The following is an 18,250-nucleotide window of genomic DNA, read 5'->3' on the forward strand; positions in this document are numbered from 1 at the left end:
TTTTTATTTTTTACTTTAAAAACAATTGATTGCCATTTAATCCCTTACGAGTAGTATTGTTATGACGATCGATTTATTGTTTTTAATAGTTACCACCTATCAAATGATTTGTATCGAACGTTTATATCAATTTGTTAATAAAGCTGGGTTTAATTATTATTTTAGAGGTTGAATTTTCGATTTTGAATCTTATAGAATCGGATTTAAAACTTATTTGCATTTTAATTTTTATAGAAGTTAACATACTTTTGTAATTTCCTGGCCAAAGATAAATTTAAATAAATTTAGTTTTGGCCACGATTTAGTGTTTTTTATAAAAGAGCATGATAAACAACAAGGAAACAAGGAACTGTCGTTATGGAATATAGTTTACGTAAAACGTATTTAAGCTTGGTTATTTCATCTATTTTCACTGCATCTCTATCTGTATCCGCGTATGCCGCACCTTGTGGTGGGTATGTCGTTACGGATGTTTGTGAACAGGATAAATTTGGACCAGATGAGTTCTATAGTATTAGAGCTGGAGATGGTGTTTCCATCGGTAGTGAAGCTAATCATTTTGTCCTGAATGGTGATGGCTATGAGCTGTATGATCCACAGGCTCATTTTCGCGTGCAGATAGCTTCAGGCACCGCTAAATATACTGAAATGAATAATAGTCGGCTGATTGTTAGTGGAACCAGTTTCAATGGTGATCAAGGGAGTTATTACGGCCGAGCAGAAAATACCACATTAAATGATAGTTTAATGTGGGTTCTAACGACGGCTGATCAAACGGTAGCCAAAGGTGAATCAGTGGTTTTCGTATCTACTCAGTTTGCTGACAATGGGGATGTCGCTGTTCAAATCAGTAGCGATGGCTCAATTTGGTACGCGCCGTTAGTAACAAATAGTCGCTATTATGACAATTCAATTGAGATGCTTTGGGGCATGAAGGATAAGTCGAAAAATTGGGATACGCAGGCAACATCAAAAGACGCTGTTTTCTTTGATGCCAGCAAACAGATTGTTGAGTCAAATGGTCACAGTATTGATGCTCAGTTTAACGATAATTCAATTCAATGGGTGAAGGCTCAGGGACTATCTAGCGGATCACTCTTTTATGGTTCTACCAGACAGTTGATATCCGCTGGCGGTGAAGCGAAAGATACCTCATTAAATGACCATGCTTATTCTCAAGTGAAGGCTGGGGGCATGCTCAGTGGAACCACACAGGTCAATGACGCTGCGATCCTTTATATGGATACGGCCGGTAGTAATGGCTCTGTGGCGGATAAGGTGATTCTGAACGGTGAAAGCAGCGCGTTGGTGGTCAATTACAGTGATGAAAGTAATGCTTTTGCTACGGTGAAGGATCTGAATATGCTCGGTGGCACGGTAAGCTTTGAGAACGGTGGTGCTGATAACTACGTTAATCTGCATTTGGGATCGCTCTCTGGCTCCGGCGTGTTTAACTTTAATACCACGCTTAATCAGGGCAAGGGAAATACGTTGTTTGTTGATAATGCCAGTGGAAGCCATAAGGTAATGATTACCGATTCAGGTGAAGAGATAACTTCCGCTGAAAATCTGACGCTGAATATCATTAATGATAAAAGTAGCGGCGCTGATTTTTCTTTAGCCTCTATTTCCGGGGAGAATATTGCTGCTGTTGATGGTGGTACATATATGTATAGCCTTAAACAACAAAGTGGCAAAGATGGTTTAGCCGGTAACGTGTGGTATTTAGGGGCTGACTGGCAAGCCGATCAAGAACCAGAACCAGAACCAGAACCAGAAATAACAACTCCGCTGACCCCGCCAATCGTATCTAAAAAAACTACACCGTCAACTGATGCGGTACTCAACATGGCGTCAGCCAGCCAGTTTATTTTTGATGGCGAATTACAAACGCTACGTCAGAGGAAGGGAGATTTAAAGACTAGTGTTGGTCATGATTATGGGACATGGGGGCGTTATTTAACCAATAATACTCGTGTTGAAACTTCATCGGGTGCGGCCTATAAGTTACAGCAGGATGGCCTTGAGATTGGTGTAGATAAGGCCATAAGTTTAGCTGCCGGAAAGTTAGTACTCGGTGGTTTCACTGCCTACAGTAATAATAAATTGAAAAATGCGCGCGGTGGTAACAGTGATATAGATAGCTATAGCCTGGGTGTTTATGCAACTTACTTTGATAATCTTGGTTATTACCTTGATGGTGTCATAAAAGCTAACCGCTTTAGTCATTCTTTGAATGCCCGGATGACCAGCGGTAATACCGCCAAGAGCGATTATCATCAGAATGCTATCGGTGCTGCAATTGAAACGGGTTATAACTACCAGGCCGGTTTGGGAATGTTTATTGAGCCTTATCTGCGCGCCAGTTATTTTAGTGCTGAAAGTAAAAATATCACTTTGAATAATGGTATGAAGGCCGATATTGATCAAAATCGTTCAGCGAAAGGGGAAGTGGGTGTCACCGTTGGCAAAGCATTTGACTTAAACAATGGCACCAAGCTGAGTCCTTATGTGCGAGCGGCGATTGAACGTGAGTTTATTCGTTCGAATAAAGTACGAATTAACCAACGCAATGACTTCAATAACGATTTCTCAGGTGATATTGGCAAATATGGTGTGGGTCTGAATGCTCAAATCTCTGCTCAAACCTCACTATATATGGAGATGGATTACCGTAAAGGTAGTCAGATTGAAACGCCGATTGAAGGAAATTTGGGCTTCCGTTTTAATTTTTAATTAATAACGCAATTTGCTTATCATGAACCGAAGAGGTGTGAATCTCTTCGGTTTTTTGTATATGGGGGATGACAAGATATTAAACAACATAATGATATTGAAGGGCGATGGGGCATCTTATCCAGATGACAAAATTGCTTAGGCAGAAACACCGGTTGGCTTCCAGAACAGCAAGTGATTTGAAAATTTAATCAATTGCGCAGTCATTTAGCCTGCTTATTTAAGGGTATTATCATCCAAACTATCAACTTTGCTGACTTCGCCAGATACCAGCTATAGTTATTATTATCATCCTGAGATCACAGAGGAAATACTCAGTGGCTAAAAAGCATAGCAGTTCAAATAGATCTATTTATCGTGATATACAACGGCTGTTATGGATAGGGATCGTCAGTCTGGTATTTGTTGGCTATGCCAATGCTGCAACGGATGAAATATCGTTTGCCGGGAAATATCAGGCAGTAAACCCGGAGAGTGGTGATGTATCTGAACCGTTATTGCTGGTCGTACCGTATGAGAAAGGCATGGAAGATCAAAAGAATCTTACGGAAAAGCAGCTAAGCATGAGAGCCTGGGTGGTTGAAAACTTAAAGACGAAAGAAAAGTTTTTTCTCGATCGTCTGGGCGAGCAGGATAACGAATTATCACAGAGGTTAGCTGCGAATGGTTGGTCTTGCGCGGCCTCTTCCCGTTTGATGTTGTGCGGTGGTGAATCTGGCGTTCAACCGTTTGATGGCGAAGATTTTACCAGTCAAACTGGGTGGTTATTGATTATTTTGCATCAGGGTCCAATAGAATTAGTGAAGTGTGAATCAGACGATTGTCAGGCTGAACCTGAAGATCAGAATGTGCAGAGTAATGACGATAATACGTTGTAATCGTGGGATGAATGCCGATACGGTTATCAAGCCGTATCGGTTATCGCAGTCGTGATTGGCATTAATCCTGATGCCTGCATACCGGGCAGGCGGGATCGCGCAGTAGCTTCATTTCCCTAAACTGCATGGTCATGGCATCAATCATTAGTAATCGACCGGTTAGTGGGGAGCCAAATCCAGTAAGTACTTTAATGGCTTCCATAGCCTGCATCGAACCTATCATGCCAACTAATGGCGACATTACCCCAGCTTCTACACAGGTAAGTGCTTCGCTGCCAAACAGGCGACTCAGGCAGCGGTAGCAGGGCTCATTATTCTGATAGGTAAATACGCTGACTTGACCTTCCATACGAATGGCTGCACCGGATATTAGCGGTTTAGTTAAGCTAAAGCAGTGCTGGTTGAGTCGATTACGAATTTCTACGTTATCCGTGCAGTCTAATACCACATCAACCTGTTGAATTAGTTTGAGCAGTTCCGGATCGTCGAGATTAGCATCAACCGTATGCAGAGCAACATGGGGGTTGATTTCTGATAGTGTCATCCGAGCAGACTCAACTTTCGGCATGCCGATACGATCGTCTCGATGCAGGATTTGACGCTGTAGATTAGATAAAGAAACCGTATCAAAATCCAATAGCGTCAGTGAACCGATGCCAGCCGCGGCAAGATATTGTGCAGCCGGGCTTCCAAGTCCACCTAAACCAACTATCAGCGCCGAAGACGCTTTTAACTTCTCTTGTCCATCAAAGTCAAAACCGCGCAGAATAATTTGGCGGTTATAGCGCAGGGCTTCGCTATCGCTTAATTCCGGTAGCATGCTTAACTCTCCAGTAATCCATTGAAGGGTTCAACGGTTACCCATTCTCCGGCGGCGACAGAACCACGCTCTTGCTCTAAGACGATAAAGCAGTTGGCCTGACTAAAGGAGCTAAATACATGAGATCCCTGATGGCCGGTCGTTTGGACTTCTAACTCGCCCTGAGCATTGCTGGATAAAATCCCACGTTGGAAATCCATACGTCCCGGCGTTTTTTTCAGAGGTGTGGTGGTTTTAACTTTAATCTGGCGGGGCTTCTGCCATTGGCTGTAGCCATTAAGCTTCATCAGTAAAGGTTGCACCAACTGATAGAAGGTCAGTGCGGCAGAAACAGGATTACCCGGTAAGCCACAGAATAGTGAATGGCTTAGTTTGCCGAAGGCAAATGGTTTACCCGGTTTGATAGCCAGCTTCCAAAAGCTGATTTGCCCCAGCTCATCTAAAATTTGTTTGGTATAGTCGGCTTCACCCACGGAAACGCCACCGCTGCTGATCACCACATCAGCCAGACTATCGGCTCTAGCAAAAGCGTCACGAATCGCGCTTTCATCATCACGGATAATACCCAGATCGATAACTTCGCAATCCATCTGTTCTAACATCAGGCGAACCGCAAAACGGTTAGTATCGTAAATTTGCCCGTCCTGTAACGGTTGGCCGATGGTTTGTAGCTCATCACCGGTGGAGAACAGGGCAACTTTCAATCGGCGATACACATTGACCTCAGCTACGCCTAATGAGGCCAGTAAAGGTAATTCAGCCACACCCAGTTTTGCTCCAGCGGGTAAAACTTCCGCCCCTTGGCGAATATCTTCACCGGCTAAGCGAATATTTTGACCGGCTTTAGGCATAGTGCTGAAACGAATACCATTTTCCAGTACTTCAGCCTGCTCTTGCATGATGACCGCTTCGGCTCCCGAGGGTACCGGTGCACCGGTCATAATGCGAAGACAGGTGCCAACCGGCCATTCACCATGAAATGGCTGACCAGCAAACGCTTTGCCTGCAATGGGTAGAATGGCAGATGCAGTCACATCACTCAGACGCACCGCATATCCATCCATCGCTGAATTAGCGAAAGGGGGAACGTTAATCGGTGAAGTGATGGCCTGAGCGGTAATACGTCTGGCAGCCTGAGTGAGGGCTATTTGTTCCGTTTGGCAAACGGTAACGGCCTGAGACAGTAATTTTTCTAACGCTTGATTAAGGGTTAGAAGGGATGAAGAAGTAGAACAACAGTCCATCTGACGGCTCCATTACAAACCATAGCGATCTGGGGTGATGAAAATCATAAGGCTATTATGCCTGAACTGTTGTTTGGCCTCAAAACTCGTTTGGGGTATTTGTTTGGGGGAAGGGGCAGTGTGATGAAGGGAAAGATTATAGTGGTTAAGAAACACTGGTCTGTTCTTTTTCTGTTTATTATAGAAAATAAGTTTGTAGGGATTTTTCTCGTACAGAGATGTGCTGTTAGCTTCATTGTATAATCTTCTTAGATCGTGATAATGAGGTAATTACTAATTTAACGTCTGAGAAGCGACATGAAAAAAATAATTTTAGCGGTAGCTGTTTTGATTCTCGCAGGATGCGCACGACCTTATGGGCCAGCTGAAATAGTATTAAATCAGCAATTAGTCACTCCAAATCCTACAGAACAACAAACTAAGATAACGGTGACGCGTTTAAAGCAGTTTAGTGGCAATACATCGGGGGGGAATTGTAAGTTTCTCATAAACATTGATAAAACTGACGTTGCCTTACTTCGACAGAATCAGTTTATTACCGTCTATCTAAAAAATGGGCCTCATAAATTGAGAGTCAGTAATGAGTGCAGTACTTTCGATTTAGGAATGAGAAAAACGTTAGATATCAGTGCCGACGGAACTCCGCAGGAATATGTCACAGAGGTTGGCGTCTGGAGACAATATAGGATGTGGCGAACGAAATAGTTCTATTTGTTTAAATAACTAAACCTCCTTCAGGAGGTTTTTTGTTGCATTAATATACTAACAATATACTAATTCACCAAAACGAAAACGGGCTAGCCTAAGCTAACCCGTTGAATTTGATGGCGGAGGAGGAGAGATTCGAACTCTCGGATGGTTGCCCATCGGCGGTTTTCAAGACCGCTGCCTTCAGCCACTCGGCCACCCCTCCGCAATGGCGTGCAATATAGAACAGCTTGAGGGACCTTGTAAAGAGGATAATTCATTTAATTCAATCGTTCGGCTGAAAAAACATCAAAAACGCTATTTTTTGACTGAATTTCCATCATCCATGCCTTTTATCGACTGTTTGATTTTATTACAGGGGAACCTCTGAGGAATTTTTTCGGTTACAATAAGCCAAATTATTTCTAGTACTGAGGTTGTATGTTCGAGTTTGAAGGGCGTCCTATAGAAACCGATGCTCAAGGGTATCTGATGAATAGCAATGACTGGTGTGAGCCGATGGCGGTTATTTTGGCTCAGCAGGAAGGTATCGAGTTGACGGAGGAACACTGGCAGGTTATTCGTTTTGTTCGTGAGTTTTATCAGGAGTTCAACACCTCTCCGGCGATACGTATGCTGGTAAAGGCCATGACGCAAAAATATGGTGAGGAAAAGGGGAACAGCCGCTATTTGTATCGTCTTTTTGTTAAGGGGCCAGCAAAGCAGGCAACAAAGATTGCAGGCTTACCTAAGCCGGTAAAATGCATTTAAAGTGTAAAGTTAAGTCAGATTGAGTAATAAACCGCACGAATAGCACAATTTGTCTTGAAAAATAGCGAGTCCCCCTCATATTTAAGGAGAAGGCAGAGCCTGAATATGAGGAGGATATGATGATTACCAGTAAATTTACTATTGGTCAGCAAGTTAGACATAGGTTATTGGGTAATTTAGGCGTGATTATTGATATTGATGCTGAATATTCCCTTGATCAACCAGTTTCTGATGAGATGGCTGCTGACGATACCCTAAAAAATGCGCCCTGGTATCATGTTGTAATGGAAGATGCCGAGGGTCAGCCTGTTCACACTTATTTAGCTGAGATACAGTTGGCTCAGGAAGAAGATGATACTCATCCTGAACAGCCATCCCTTGATGAGCTTGCCGCTTCAATCAGGCATCAATTGCAAGCGCCCAGACTTAGAAATTGATCTCATTGACAGGCCATTTTTGTTTAAGGTGGCCTGCCTAATTTTTTAAATAATTTGTTGCGTATTGAGTAATTCAGAAATACCGATAGGTAGTTTGGCTGTAAAAAGGCAAAAAAATAGCCGTGAAACCCAAATATGTGTGGAGTCGGTTTCACGGCAAACCAAAAACAATTAAGTTATAACTGATAAAACGCTTAGGTAATTATCACCGAGATTTGTCACCTAAAACAAGCTGGTAATATCACTAGTTTTTTATAGGGGATTTCGTACAGAAATAAACCAGAATCCAGATGGTTTCTGTACGAAATCGATCTGTTATTTTTTGTTTTCACTTATTATACAATGTGTTATCCATTCTCAAGAAACTTCCCTTTAAAATAACAGAACGACTGTTTATTTTTTTACTATCTTTCCATAAGAGAGTTGTTCTGTAATTTTACCCTCTAGTTATTTGTGTTGGTATTGTTCTTATATAACTTATCTTCTAAGTCAATCTTGTTTAAGAGACTCTGATGTTTTTATTTGGCGATCACCGATAGCTTATGAATTTAAGGCTATGGTCTAAAACCTATTCGACTAAAACCAGCTGTTTTTATGTCGATATAGATTGGAATATACGCAATCCATAAGCTTACATGATAATGATAGCTACCAGGAGTGGGAGTTATCGTTACCTATCTATGAAAGTAATATCAAATTCTCATATTAAACGCTTTTTCTGTTATTTAGCTAATAGTGGGGGAGGGGTTTTATTAACGTTTTTCTTTAAGAGAATTGACCTTGCTAGATGCAGAACTATCTATTTCTATGGCGTGTTTTTTGAATTTTTTAATTCATAAATCCAAAAATAGGCAGAATAACATCATGCAAATTATTATAATTACATTATTAATTTTGTTAATTATGCTGCGATTTAGCTTTTTTTTAACAATAAACATATGTTTTGTATCTATATGATTCTAAGTAATTAAAGTCTGAACGGCATAAGTATCTTTACAAAAAAAACTTTAAAAAAATATTAATCAATTGATTTTTAAAGTGTTTTTTTGTTAAGAAACTGGTTGTTAATGATGTAATTCTAACTTATTGATATATTTAATTAATATCTTTGCTTTTGTAAAATCAAGCAAAATTAAATCCATCTTATTACATGTAATTAATATTTAATGAATTATTTATCATTTGATTGTGTGTTTTTTTTATTCTTTTTAGGTGAAAATATGTCTGCAAACTTATATTGTTCATTTTAGATTTAAAATTCAATTTAATATCTTTTAACGGAGTTGGGACGATATATCTATATTATTAATAGGAGTGGCTAGTTCTATATTGACCGAATATATCTATTTACGAAGGTGTGTTTTATTAAGCATTCCGCCGTATGTGGTTAGGCGATAACTTTCAATCGGTCTGATATTAGCGTCTGGTACTCAATAGTTTAGAGAATTACCATGATTGATTTTTCAAACACAGAATATTTACAGCAGATAAATGTTCTGCGTTCAAAACCTAAACATTTTTTAAAAGATATTGGTGATCAGTGGCGTACACCTGATGCGCTGTTTTGGGGGATTAACGAGCTATATGGCCCGTTGGTTCTTGACTTGTTTAGCGATGGCGAAAACAGCAAGTGCCCGAATTTTTACACGGCAGCAGAAAATGCATTAACCAAAAGCTGGTCTGAGCGGCTATCGGAACTTAAAGGGGCGGCATTTGCTAATCCTCCTTATTCCAGAGCTAAAAAACATAACGGTCATTATCTTACTGGTATGGCGCATATTATGCGTCATACTATCGCGCAACGAGAGTTGGGAGGGCGTTATGTTTATTTGGTTAAGGTTGCTACCGCTGAAGAATGGTGGCCAGAAGAGAATGCGGATCACATTGCGTTTATTCGCGGCCGGATCCCTTTTCATGTTCCTAAATGGTTTGTCGCTGCCAATAAACAGCAGGAAGTCACAACGGCCTCTTTTGGCGTTGCAATTTTGATTTTTGACAAAACATGGAAAGGTTCACAGATTAGTTATATTGGTCGCGATGAATTATTAAATCTGGGGAATCGGGTAATGGATAGGATGAAGACTGGCGCTAAAAATATCATCATTGCAGCCTGAAAGCGGGATGACATAACTGAGTAATATATTATGTCATCCTGGCGGGCTAGCTGATGTGTCCGCGGGTAATTTTAGTTAATGGCAGATTGATATCAAAGATTTTACCGTTTGCATTTTTAACACCAAATGACGCTATACGTTTTTGATGCATTTCCCAGTAACGTTCAGCCGATGCGCGATCGGTAAACAGATAAATACCACCGGCTTCTTCTGTTTGTAGATTTTCGGTCCAGATTTTTGAAATAAAACCGGGTTCTTGAGTAATGCTTTCAGCAAGACCGATTGCACTTTTGGATAAGTTTTCACCTAGCATTTCAGCGGGCATACTGAAATCGACCTGAAGTAAAACAGCCATGAATATCTCCTGATTATTTAGTAGGTAGTTAAATATTAGTAGATATATAAAGTTGTTATGAATCAATAAGATTTTCCCTATCTATAAAATAGTTAAATATTTTCAATTAGTTGGGTTTATTTGGTCGATGCTGGTCTGAGAAGTAGCAAATCAATTGAAACCAGCAAAGCTAGTGTCCTTAATGCGTTGACTTATCATTTGTGGATTAAGAGGGGGATCAGAGTGAACGCGATAAAATCATCAGGGATGATTTTTACCTGAGTACTTTGCCGTTAACTTTGATTCGATGGTTTTTTAAATCTGTTCACAGATTGGCAGTGGGTATTTTTTTATGATTGATGGTTTATTGATCGCTTTTTAAATAATAATTAATAAATCAATATGATATGGTGTAGGTGATAAAACGTAGTATTTAAACATTTGGTCGGTGCTCTCTTTTCTAAAATGTGAATATTTATTTCATTAACAGGCTATTTATTTCCCTGCTAATTAATAAGACGTCAATGTTATTTTTTTGGGGATTTTAGAGGTGCGAATAAGATTTTAAACCGGCAATGGAACCACCTGATATCATAGAGTATTAGTTTGATTAATTTAGATATTACACAATCATTACAGACGGATAATTGTATTTTTGATATTATCAGGAAGGTAATAACTGGGTACGACATCTTTTCATTGAGTTTAAAAGAAAGATATGTAAACCTAAGCCGCATTGCGTACATTTGAATTATGTTTAAAGGATGATTTGTTGCCAAAAAAATCCTTAAAGTATAAGAGTATTTTTTTGATTATTGTCAATGAGTTAAACTTTTTTTATGATGGATCGAACTACGATTAAAAGTATCGCGATCAAATTCTTTTTTGTTTGGAGACTTTCTGTTGATAAGCGTTCTTCTTGTTGATGACCACGAATTGGTGCGCGCAGGGATTCGACGCATTTTGGAAGATATTAAAGGAATAAAAGTTGTTGGTGAGGCCCAAACGGGTGAGGATGCCGTAAAGTGGTGCCGTTCTAATAGTGTTGATATCGTGTTAATGGATATGAATATGCCAGGTATCGGTGGTCTGGAAGCGACACGTAAAATTTTACGTTATTCTCCAGATATTAAAGTGATTATCCTGACCATTCATACCGAAAACCCTTTGCCGGCAAAGGTTATGCAAGCAGGGGCATCAGGTTATCTGAGTAAAGGTGCAACACCTCAGGAAGTGATTAGTGCGATCCGTGCTATTGCTTCTGGTCAACGTTATATTGGCGCTGAGATTGCTCGCCAAATGGCGCTTAGCCAATTAGAACCAGAGGCAGATACGCCATTATCCAGCTTATCTGAGCGTGAGCTTCAGATTATGATGATGATTACTAAAGGCTTAAAGGTTAATGAAATTGCGGAGACGCTGAATCTTAGCCCGAAAACGGTGAATAGCTATCGCTATAGGATGTTTAGCAAATTGAATATTAGTGGAGATGTTGAACTGACGCATCTTGCTATACGTCATGGTATTGTGACTTCAGAGAAATTGTTAAATAGTGACTGACGGTTTTGATAGTAAAGCTTTTTTAAAATATGTAACTAATGAGCCAGGGGTTTATCGTATGTACGATATCTCTGGCGTTGTTATTTATGTAGGGAAGGCAAAAGATCTCAAAAAAAGATTATCCAGCTACTTCCGCATAAACGTAAGCAGCCGCAAAACGGAAGCGTTGGTTAAAAGTATTGCCAACATTGATGTCACCGTTACCCATACCGAAACAGAAGCTTTATTGCTTGAGCATAACTACATCAAACTGTATCAGCCTCGATACAACGTTCTGTTACGTGATGACAAATCTTACCCACTCATCTTTCTTAGTTCTGATAAACATCCGCGATTGAAAATACACCGGGGAGCAAAGCACGCGAAAGGGGAGTATTTTGGGCCATTTCCTAATTCAGGTGCCGTTCGTGAAACGTTAGCACTGCTACAAAAACTTTTCCCTATCCGCCAATGTGAAGATAGCGTCTACCGCAATCGCTCACGTCCTTGTTTGCAATATCAAATTGGACGTTGTTTAGGCCCTTGTGTTGCCGGACTGGTGAGTGACGAAGAGTATCAAAAGCAGGTTAACTACGTTCGCTTATTCCTTGAAGGTAAAGATCAGCAGGTACTTAACCAATTAATTACCAGTATGGAACAAGCCAGCCAATCCCTTAATTTTGAAGAGGCGGCTCGCATTCGCGATCAGATTCAGGCTATTCGACGCGTGACTGAAAAGCAGTTTGTCTCAGGGGACAGTGATGATTTAGATGTTATCGGTGTTTCTTATGAGTCGGGTATGGCCTGCATGCACGTGCTGTTTCTCCGTCAAGGGAAGGTGTTGGGCAGCCGTAGTTATTATCCAAAAATTCCTAAAGGTACTGATCTGGATGAACTGGTTCAAACCTTTGTTGGGCAGTTTTATTTACAGGGTAGTCAGTCAAGGTCTTTACCCGGAGAAATTTTGCTCGACTTTTCTTTACCGGATAAAAGCGCACTTGAAGACACGCTATCTGAAGTTGCCGGGCGTAGAATCCAAATACAAAGTAAACCTCGTGGGGATCGTGCTCGCTACTTGAAACTAGCACGTACCAATGCCCAGATTGCGTTGAAAACCAAAATTTCACAACAGTCCACGATTCATCAGCGTATGGCATCGTTGGCCGAAGTGTTAGGTTTGCCGCAGATCAATCGCATGGAATGCTTTGATATTAGCCATACCATGGGGGAAGAGACCGTTGCTTCTTGTGTGGTGTTCGATAGCAACGGCCCTCTGCGTTCTGAGTACCGCCGCTATAATATTACCGGTATTACCCCCGGCGATGACTATGCCGCAATGGCGCAGGTGTTGAAACGTCGTTACGGTAAGGCATTGTCGGATGAAAAAATTCCCGACATCATTTTTATTGACGGTGGTAAAGGGCAGTTAGGTCAGGCATTTGATGTTTTTGAGCAACTTGACGTGAGTTGGGATAAAACAAAACCATTGCTGATTGGTATTGCCAAGGGCAGCGATCGAAAAGCTGGCTTGGAAACGCTGTTTTTTGTGGCGGAAGGCGAGGGGACCTCTTTGCCTCCTGACTCACCGGCATTACACGTGATTCAGCATATTCGTGATGATTCACATAATCATGCGATATCAGGCCACCGTCAGCGCCGAGCAAAAGTAAGAAATACCAGTGCCTTGGAACATATTGAAGGCGTTGGCCCTAAACGTCGTCAGATGTTGCTAAAATATATGGGCGGATTACAACCATTATTGAATGCGACTGTCGATGAGATCGCAAAAATACCGGGAATTTCACAATCTTTAGCAGAAAAGATACACAATGCATTGAAACACTGAGGACTATGTAGCAACATATACATAAGCCACCCTTTATTTGAGCAATAGAGCACCCGAGTACTATGCAATTTAACATACCCACTCTGCTTACGCTTTTCCGTATTATTTTGATTCCATTCTTTGTTGTGGCTTTCTATCTACCCTATCAATGGGCTCCGATGGTTTGCGCGGCTATTTTTGTGATTGCAGCGGTAACCGACTGGTTTGATGGTTTTCTGGCCAGACGATGGAAGCAAACTACCCGCTTTGGTGCTTTCTTAGACCCGGTAGCTGATAAGGTCATGGTAGCGACGGCGCTAGTGCTGGTTTCCGAGTATTATCACGTTTGGTGGATCTCTCTACCGGCTGCGACCATGATAGCGCGTGAAATCATTATCTCTGCCCTGAGAGAATGGATGGCGGAAATTGGTAAGAGAAGTAGCGTTGCCGTTTCCTGGATAGGTAAAGTCAAAACGTCGGCTCAAATGCTTTCGTTGGTGGGTTTACTTTGGCATCCCAATGCGATTATTGAGATCCTGGGCTTTGTTTTACTTTATATTGCGGCGATATTAACCTTCTGGTCGATGTTCCAGTATTTGAAGGCTTCGCGCAATGATTTGCTGGAACCATAGACGATACGTCGGAAAAAGCAGCAAACGAACCAAATGTTGTAATAATTCTATTGACTCACCTCGTCAGGTAAGTAGAATGCTCAGCATCTGATGACGGACAGACTAGTCAAAAGATAATACAGTTAAATCAGCAGGTTCTAAAATGAACCATGATATGATTGTTTAGGCGCGGGAATAGCTCAGTTGGTAGAGCACGACCTTGCCAAGGTCGGGGTCGCGAGTTCGAGTCTCGTTTCCCGCTCCAATTTAATGTTCTGATTGAATGTTAATGTTAGTTAGGCGCGTTGGCAGAGTGGCCATGCTGCGGATTGCAAATCCGCCTACCTCGGTTCGACTCCGGGACGCGCCTCCAGTTATTTGTTATGCCCGGGTGGTGGAATCGGTAGACACAAGGGATTTAAAATCCCTCGGCGGCAACGCCGTGCGAGTTCAAGTCTCGCCCCGGGCACCATTATTATCTTTAGCTGTTTAAGTAATTCATGACTGCCAAAAGGCAGTTTTTTTTCGTCTAAAATTTGGCTGTTGCGGTAAATGGTCTCGATATCCATATGACCAAACAGCGCTGGCCCACAGGGTTAGCAGGCCAGTTTTAAACGTTGTTATTTATGTCTGGTGAACGGCTTTCTTTTCTATAGTCACCTTGCCTGAGCCGTGAATAAGGGGAAATTAACTCTTCGTCACGATCTCGTAATTGATCACATCGCTATAGTCGCCTAATTCCTGATCCTCATTCCCATACAAATCAAAAGTAGGGGTAAAGCAGGTTTGATTGCCGCTGTCTTCAAATCTTATGCTGGAATTGTTGATGTTCGGTAACAGAATCTGTTTGCCCATATTATCCAGCGTTAAAGTATAAGGAAGTAGGCTAGTGGGGTTCAGATTGTGTTTGAGGACAAAGCGATTGTTAACAATTCCGTTAGCATTGGTTGCAGTCACAATAAAATCCTTACCGGCACTTTCCGTAGACAGATAGCTGATACAGAGACGATCGGCGGCATTGGTCATCACTTTTTGTTGTTTCCCTGCGGCAATTTCACCTAAGTCCCAGTCAGGGGCATTCATCGTAAGGTTAACGATTGCCGGTGGCTTATTAGGGTTATCCATCAGTTGACAAGTTTGTGTTGCTTGTGAAGCAGCAAAATATACCGCGCCAACCTGATCGTAGATGATGCCACTGGAATAGACGTTAGTGGGATACAGAGCCACTATCGCGACGTTAGCATCCTTTACGTTAATAACAACGTCAGCCGTATAGGGATCATAGATGTTCCATTCAGGAGAGTAATTGTATCCATAGGTTAAATAACCATTGCCGTTGGTGTAAGTACCATAGTTACTCCCTATGGGGGCATGACCATTCATTTTGATATTATCAGGAGGAAAATAAGCCTTAATGGGGGTACCATTTTTGTCATATTGGAAAATCAAAAAGCCTCGTCCGGTACGGACACCCCAATCGCGATCCGGTGGAATACTACCCATAAGCGCCCAGTTTGCTGTAAAGCTGGCTTGCCAAGTATCGCTGCCGGTGTTGGTCATTAGGCAATTACTGACACCAGAAATGACGTTGTGAGGCATGCCCGCAAGTTGAATGCTATAAGCTGAGTTGGGGCTAATCAGTAATAAGGCGAAAAAAGAATAAAGGTACTTCATGATGCTCCCTTTCAGATTAGATAAATTAAAACTATGGTTTTAAGCGGCGAATAAAATTTGATGTCACGATAAAATATTTTTTATGTCACTCGTTATGATTGCAGCGATGAAGCTGCTTATCAGGTCATGGCCGAGGAGAGATATGCTGCGGCTGGCGATGATTGAGAATAATGATATTCATAATTATTTTTCCATACGTTGACCGGCGAGACAGCCGCCATAACCGGGTAGAGAAATATGTTTACCCGATAAGCGTTGAGGGGTTCCTGGGTAGATATTGATATCTTCAGGGGTGCTGCCATCGGTCTGGATTCCTTTTAGAGCAACGTGGACATTTCCCGTTGCCGTAAGGAGAACGCCTTTTTGTTCGCATTGGACATCAAGCTGTACTTTCTCTCTTTCTGGTCGCTGGCGTATTATCGCGCTGAAACTTAGGTTCACAGCGATACTGGCTGTTGCTCGGTCTGCCGATGTGCCATGAAGTTGTACTATTGGGCGAACATTGAGGCGATAGACCGTTTCTTTATCCACACTTTTTAATGGCCGCAGTGTGATCAGTTTATGCTGTCGTGGATTGAGCTGTAGTTTAAACGGCGAGGCATAGAGCGTAGGCTGGTAGATCAACCCCATAGGAATTCGTTGTTCTTTGGAAAAGTGAACGCCGGGATTGGTGACTAACGACGTTGAGATCGTGACATATTCAATTCTATCGCCATTATTACTCACCTTGATAGTTTGAGGTGTGTTACCCCTCAATTCAATACGCTTTGGCGAAATGTCGATTGCCGCTTTTACGGTACCAATGGAAAGATATATGCTGCTCAGGCAAGTGAGCCACAGTAAAAAATGGCTCTTCATGGCACGGCCTTAGCAACAGGTTCAAAAGTGAGTCTTAATTCTCCCTGATAAATACCGGCATTAGTTTTGAAATCCCCTTCAGGCGGTAGAGCGCTAATGGCGAGGCTATAATCCCCAATGGTATCCTGTAAGGGGTCTGCTGACGGGGTATTATAGAATACTGTCGGTGCTCCTACGGATAATATTTTTGCTGCGCTGTCTACATTTGCCATGCTGACTTCGGCCACCTGAAATTGCAGGGTAGGCGTTTGTGCATGGCGGAGTATTAATGCCTGATCCAAGCTGACCTGAAAGATACCGGTACTGGAGGTAATGCGGAGTGGTAACTCAATTTGATAGGGAGAATTTGCACCACCTTGCTGGAACATCTCCATTTCTTGCGTATACCAGCCACCGTTGATGTCATTAACAAAGAGGCGATTGGGCTTAATGATGGTAGCACTAACACGGCTTGACGTTTTTCCTTTTACCATGATGATAGCGGCATTGGCTACCGAGGCAAAGGTGGATGCTACTAACGCCAATAGTAATATGTAGGTTGCTGAGCAAGTTATTTTCATGATTGGCTCCCTATTTGATAAATCACCACGCCATAGCCAATACTGATAAATAAAGGCGTTCGGATCGGGGTTGTCCCTGTCGTGATAACATTCAGATTTTGCTGGGGGCGGAATGTAATACGCCATACCTGAGTTGTTTCTGGCTGTGAAAGCACGCGTAGCTGCATCGTTCTTTTTTGACCGGGGCCAAGAGCCAGCCTTGATGGTGTGACCAACAAGGATGGAGACTCGACATGACCAACGCCAATTAACGTCTCCGGCTGAAGGCCTGGATTTGTTAGCAGTTGTTGCTGGATATCCAGATACAGCGTGGCATCACCACTATTTTCCACCACCAATTCCGGCAAATGACCCTGCTGTGGGATCGTCAACTCAGCCTGAGAGAGGGTCAACAAACCACCGGCATAGCTATGTTGTGCTAACAGGAGGGCGGCTAATACGCCAAAACAACGTGAAAAGATCAGGGACATACTATTTCAATCCGTTTACCGTCCAAGTCGGCACTCAATTTTCTTGTTTTCAGGGTTTGTGGCGTACCCGGAAATAGTGCTATGACTTCGGTAGCGTTACTGTTGGCAGAAGCCATTTTTACCTGTTCAAGAAGCAGACGAACATTGCCATTGTTAAGCAGGGTAATCTTATTGGCTTCACAACGATGACCTAACTTAGGACGCTGATTAGCCGGGGCAGGGAGATGACGTATTAATACGCCATACCCTACGGATAGCGTCATCGGGGCAGTAATCTTATCGTCAGGAGCTCCGCTGACCTCAAAGGATTTAACCGGGACAACATAAAGCCGATACACTGTTTCATTGGCTGGTTCTTTCAACGAGGTAAGTAAAATATCCCGCGATTGGTTTGGTCCAAGCGTCAATTTATTTGGCGTGGCCATAAGTTCCGGATGAGGTAACTGTTGAATTGGCGTCTTATGTTCCTGTGCATCACCAGGGTTATCCACTTTTGCCAGAGAGATAGTGAGGTAAAGTGGGGCATCGCCGGTATTCCGCACAGAGATGCGCTGTTCATGCTGGTTAAAAACTTTAATGCTGATTGGTGTCACCATCAACTGTGGTCCGGCATTGACGTTAAGCGGGAAACCGTTGAGGCTGGCTAGTAGGATAAGAAGTGAAAGTGTTTTTTTCATAATGACTCCGATAAG

At 42.1% G+C, this 18,250-nt stretch carries 17 protein-coding genes and 4 tRNA genes; 12 read left to right on the top strand and 9 right to left on the bottom strand.

Annotated features, from left to right (window positions below):
* Positions 1 to 357: 357 nt before the first annotated feature.
* Both BMZ28_RS04930 and BMZ28_RS04935 read left to right on the top strand, forming a co-directional pair.
* Positions 358 to 2,736: an autotransporter outer membrane beta-barrel domain-containing protein gene (locus BMZ28_RS04930; protein WP_074821152.1), complete on the top strand. Its 2,379-nt coding sequence runs from the start codon at positions 358 to 360 to the stop codon at positions 2,734 to 2,736.
* Between the two features lie 317 nt (positions 2,737 to 3,053).
* Complete coding sequence (locus BMZ28_RS04935) at positions 3,054 to 3,614, top strand: hypothetical protein (RefSeq protein WP_074821154.1); 561 nt, start codon at positions 3,054 to 3,056, stop codon at positions 3,612 to 3,614.
* A gap of 61 nt (positions 3,615 to 3,675) precedes the next feature.
* Here the strand turns inward: BMZ28_RS04935 and moeB are convergent, their stop codons facing one another.
* Positions 3,676 to 4,434, bottom strand: coding sequence for a molybdopterin-synthase adenylyltransferase MoeB (gene moeB, locus BMZ28_RS04940; protein WP_074821157.1), 759 nt, complete (start codon positions 4,432 to 4,434; stop codon positions 3,676 to 3,678).
* 2 nt (positions 4,435 to 4,436) lie between these two features.
* Entirely contained in the window at positions 4,437 to 5,678 is a 1,242-nt protein-coding gene (moeA, locus tag BMZ28_RS04945) for a molybdopterin molybdotransferase MoeA (RefSeq protein WP_074821160.1), read from the bottom strand.
* A 297-nt stretch (positions 5,679 to 5,975) separates the two neighbouring features.
* Between moeA and BMZ28_RS04955 the strand changes: the two genes are divergently transcribed.
* A complete protein-coding gene (locus tag BMZ28_RS04955; RefSeq protein WP_074821166.1) occupies positions 5,976 to 6,383 on the top strand; it encodes a membrane lipoprotein lipid attachment site-containing protein in 408 nt (135 codons plus the stop codon).
* Between the two features lie 120 nt (positions 6,384 to 6,503).
* Here BMZ28_RS04955 and BMZ28_RS04960 read toward each other — a convergent pair.
* A tRNA-Ser gene (locus BMZ28_RS04960) sits at positions 6,504 to 6,591 on the bottom strand.
* Positions 6,592 to 6,806: 215 nt separating this feature from the next.
* On the opposite strand from BMZ28_RS04960, the gene tusE reads away from it, so the two are divergent.
* The 3 genes from tusE to BMZ28_RS04975 all read left to right on the top strand — a co-directional run bounded on the left by tusE (position 6,807) and on the right by BMZ28_RS04975 (position 9,687).
* A complete protein-coding gene (tusE, locus tag BMZ28_RS04965; RefSeq protein WP_074821170.1) occupies positions 6,807 to 7,136 on the top strand; it encodes a sulfurtransferase TusE in 330 nt (109 codons plus the stop codon).
* Positions 7,137 to 7,255: 119 nt separating this feature from the next.
* A complete protein-coding gene (hspQ, locus tag BMZ28_RS04970; protein ID WP_047780737.1) occupies positions 7,256 to 7,573 on the top strand; it encodes a heat shock protein HspQ in 318 nt (105 codons plus the stop codon).
* Between the two features lie 1,451 nt (positions 7,574 to 9,024).
* Positions 9,025 to 9,687, top strand: a complete 663-nt coding sequence (locus BMZ28_RS04975; RefSeq protein WP_074821172.1) for a phage N-6-adenine-methyltransferase — start codon at positions 9,025 to 9,027, stop codon at positions 9,685 to 9,687.
* Between the two features lie 46 nt (positions 9,688 to 9,733).
* Here the strand turns inward: BMZ28_RS04975 and BMZ28_RS04980 are convergent, their stop codons facing one another.
* The gene (locus BMZ28_RS04980) at positions 9,734 to 10,042 is read right to left on the bottom strand and encodes a monooxygenase (protein WP_047780739.1); all 309 of its coding nucleotides are present in this window, start codon (positions 10,040 to 10,042) and stop codon (positions 9,734 to 9,736) included.
* Between the two features lie 882 nt (positions 10,043 to 10,924).
* Here BMZ28_RS04980 and uvrY point away from each other — a divergent pair.
* The 6 genes from uvrY to BMZ28_RS05010 all read left to right on the top strand — a co-directional run bounded on the left by uvrY (position 10,925) and on the right by BMZ28_RS05010 (position 14,468).
* On the top strand, positions 10,925 to 11,581 hold the full coding sequence (uvrY, locus tag BMZ28_RS04985) for a UvrY/SirA/GacA family response regulator transcription factor (protein WP_047780740.1): 657 nt from the start codon (positions 10,925 to 10,927) through the stop codon (positions 11,579 to 11,581).
* The gene (gene uvrC / locus BMZ28_RS04990; RefSeq protein WP_074821175.1) at positions 11,574 to 13,406 is read left to right on the top strand and encodes an excinuclease ABC subunit UvrC; all 1,833 of its coding nucleotides are present in this window, start codon (positions 11,574 to 11,576) and stop codon (positions 13,404 to 13,406) included. Before uvrY ends, uvrC begins: the two co-directional genes overlap by 8 nt.
* Positions 13,407 to 13,468: 62 nt before the next feature.
* Positions 13,469 to 14,017, top strand: coding sequence for a CDP-diacylglycerol--glycerol-3-phosphate 3-phosphatidyltransferase (gene pgsA, locus BMZ28_RS04995; protein WP_047780742.1), 549 nt, complete (start codon positions 13,469 to 13,471; stop codon positions 14,015 to 14,017).
* Between the two features lie 168 nt (positions 14,018 to 14,185).
* Positions 14,186 to 14,261: transfer RNA gene (locus tag BMZ28_RS05000), tRNA-Gly, on the top strand.
* A gap of 34 nt (positions 14,262 to 14,295) precedes the next feature.
* Positions 14,296 to 14,369, top strand: a tRNA-Cys gene (locus BMZ28_RS05005).
* 12 nt (positions 14,370 to 14,381) lie between these two features.
* Positions 14,382 to 14,468: transfer RNA gene (locus BMZ28_RS05010), tRNA-Leu, on the top strand.
* A gap of 215 nt (positions 14,469 to 14,683) precedes the next feature.
* Here BMZ28_RS05010 and BMZ28_RS05015 read toward each other — a convergent pair.
* The 5 genes from BMZ28_RS05015 to BMZ28_RS05035 form a co-directional block, all read right to left on the bottom strand.
* On the bottom strand, positions 14,684 to 15,670 hold the full coding sequence (locus tag BMZ28_RS05015; RefSeq protein ID WP_047780743.1) for a hypothetical protein: 987 nt from the start codon (positions 15,668 to 15,670) through the stop codon (positions 14,684 to 14,686).
* Between the two features lie 183 nt (positions 15,671 to 15,853).
* The gene (locus tag BMZ28_RS05020) at positions 15,854 to 16,528 is read right to left on the bottom strand and encodes a fimbrial biogenesis chaperone (RefSeq protein ID WP_047780744.1); all 675 of its coding nucleotides are present in this window, start codon (positions 16,526 to 16,528) and stop codon (positions 15,854 to 15,856) included.
* Complete coding sequence (locus tag BMZ28_RS05025; protein ID WP_074821180.1) at positions 16,525 to 17,088, bottom strand: CS1 type fimbrial major subunit; 564 nt, start codon at positions 17,086 to 17,088, stop codon at positions 16,525 to 16,527. The genes BMZ28_RS05020 and BMZ28_RS05025 overlap by 4 nt, the downstream gene beginning before the upstream one ends.
* Positions 17,085 to 17,558, bottom strand: a complete 474-nt coding sequence (locus tag BMZ28_RS05030; RefSeq protein ID WP_074821183.1) for a hypothetical protein — start codon at positions 17,556 to 17,558, stop codon at positions 17,085 to 17,087. Before BMZ28_RS05030 ends, BMZ28_RS05025 begins: the two co-directional genes overlap by 4 nt.
* Complete coding sequence (locus BMZ28_RS05035; RefSeq protein ID WP_074821186.1) at positions 17,549 to 18,235, bottom strand: hypothetical protein; 687 nt, start codon at positions 18,233 to 18,235, stop codon at positions 17,549 to 17,551. The genes BMZ28_RS05030 and BMZ28_RS05035 overlap by 10 nt, the downstream gene beginning before the upstream one ends.
* Positions 18,236 to 18,250: the final 15 nt, after the last annotated feature.

Source organism: Pragia fontium DSM 5563 = ATCC 49100 (genome assembly GCF_900112475.1).
Taxonomy (GTDB): Bacteria; Pseudomonadota; Gammaproteobacteria; order Enterobacterales; family Enterobacteriaceae; genus Pragia; species Pragia fontium.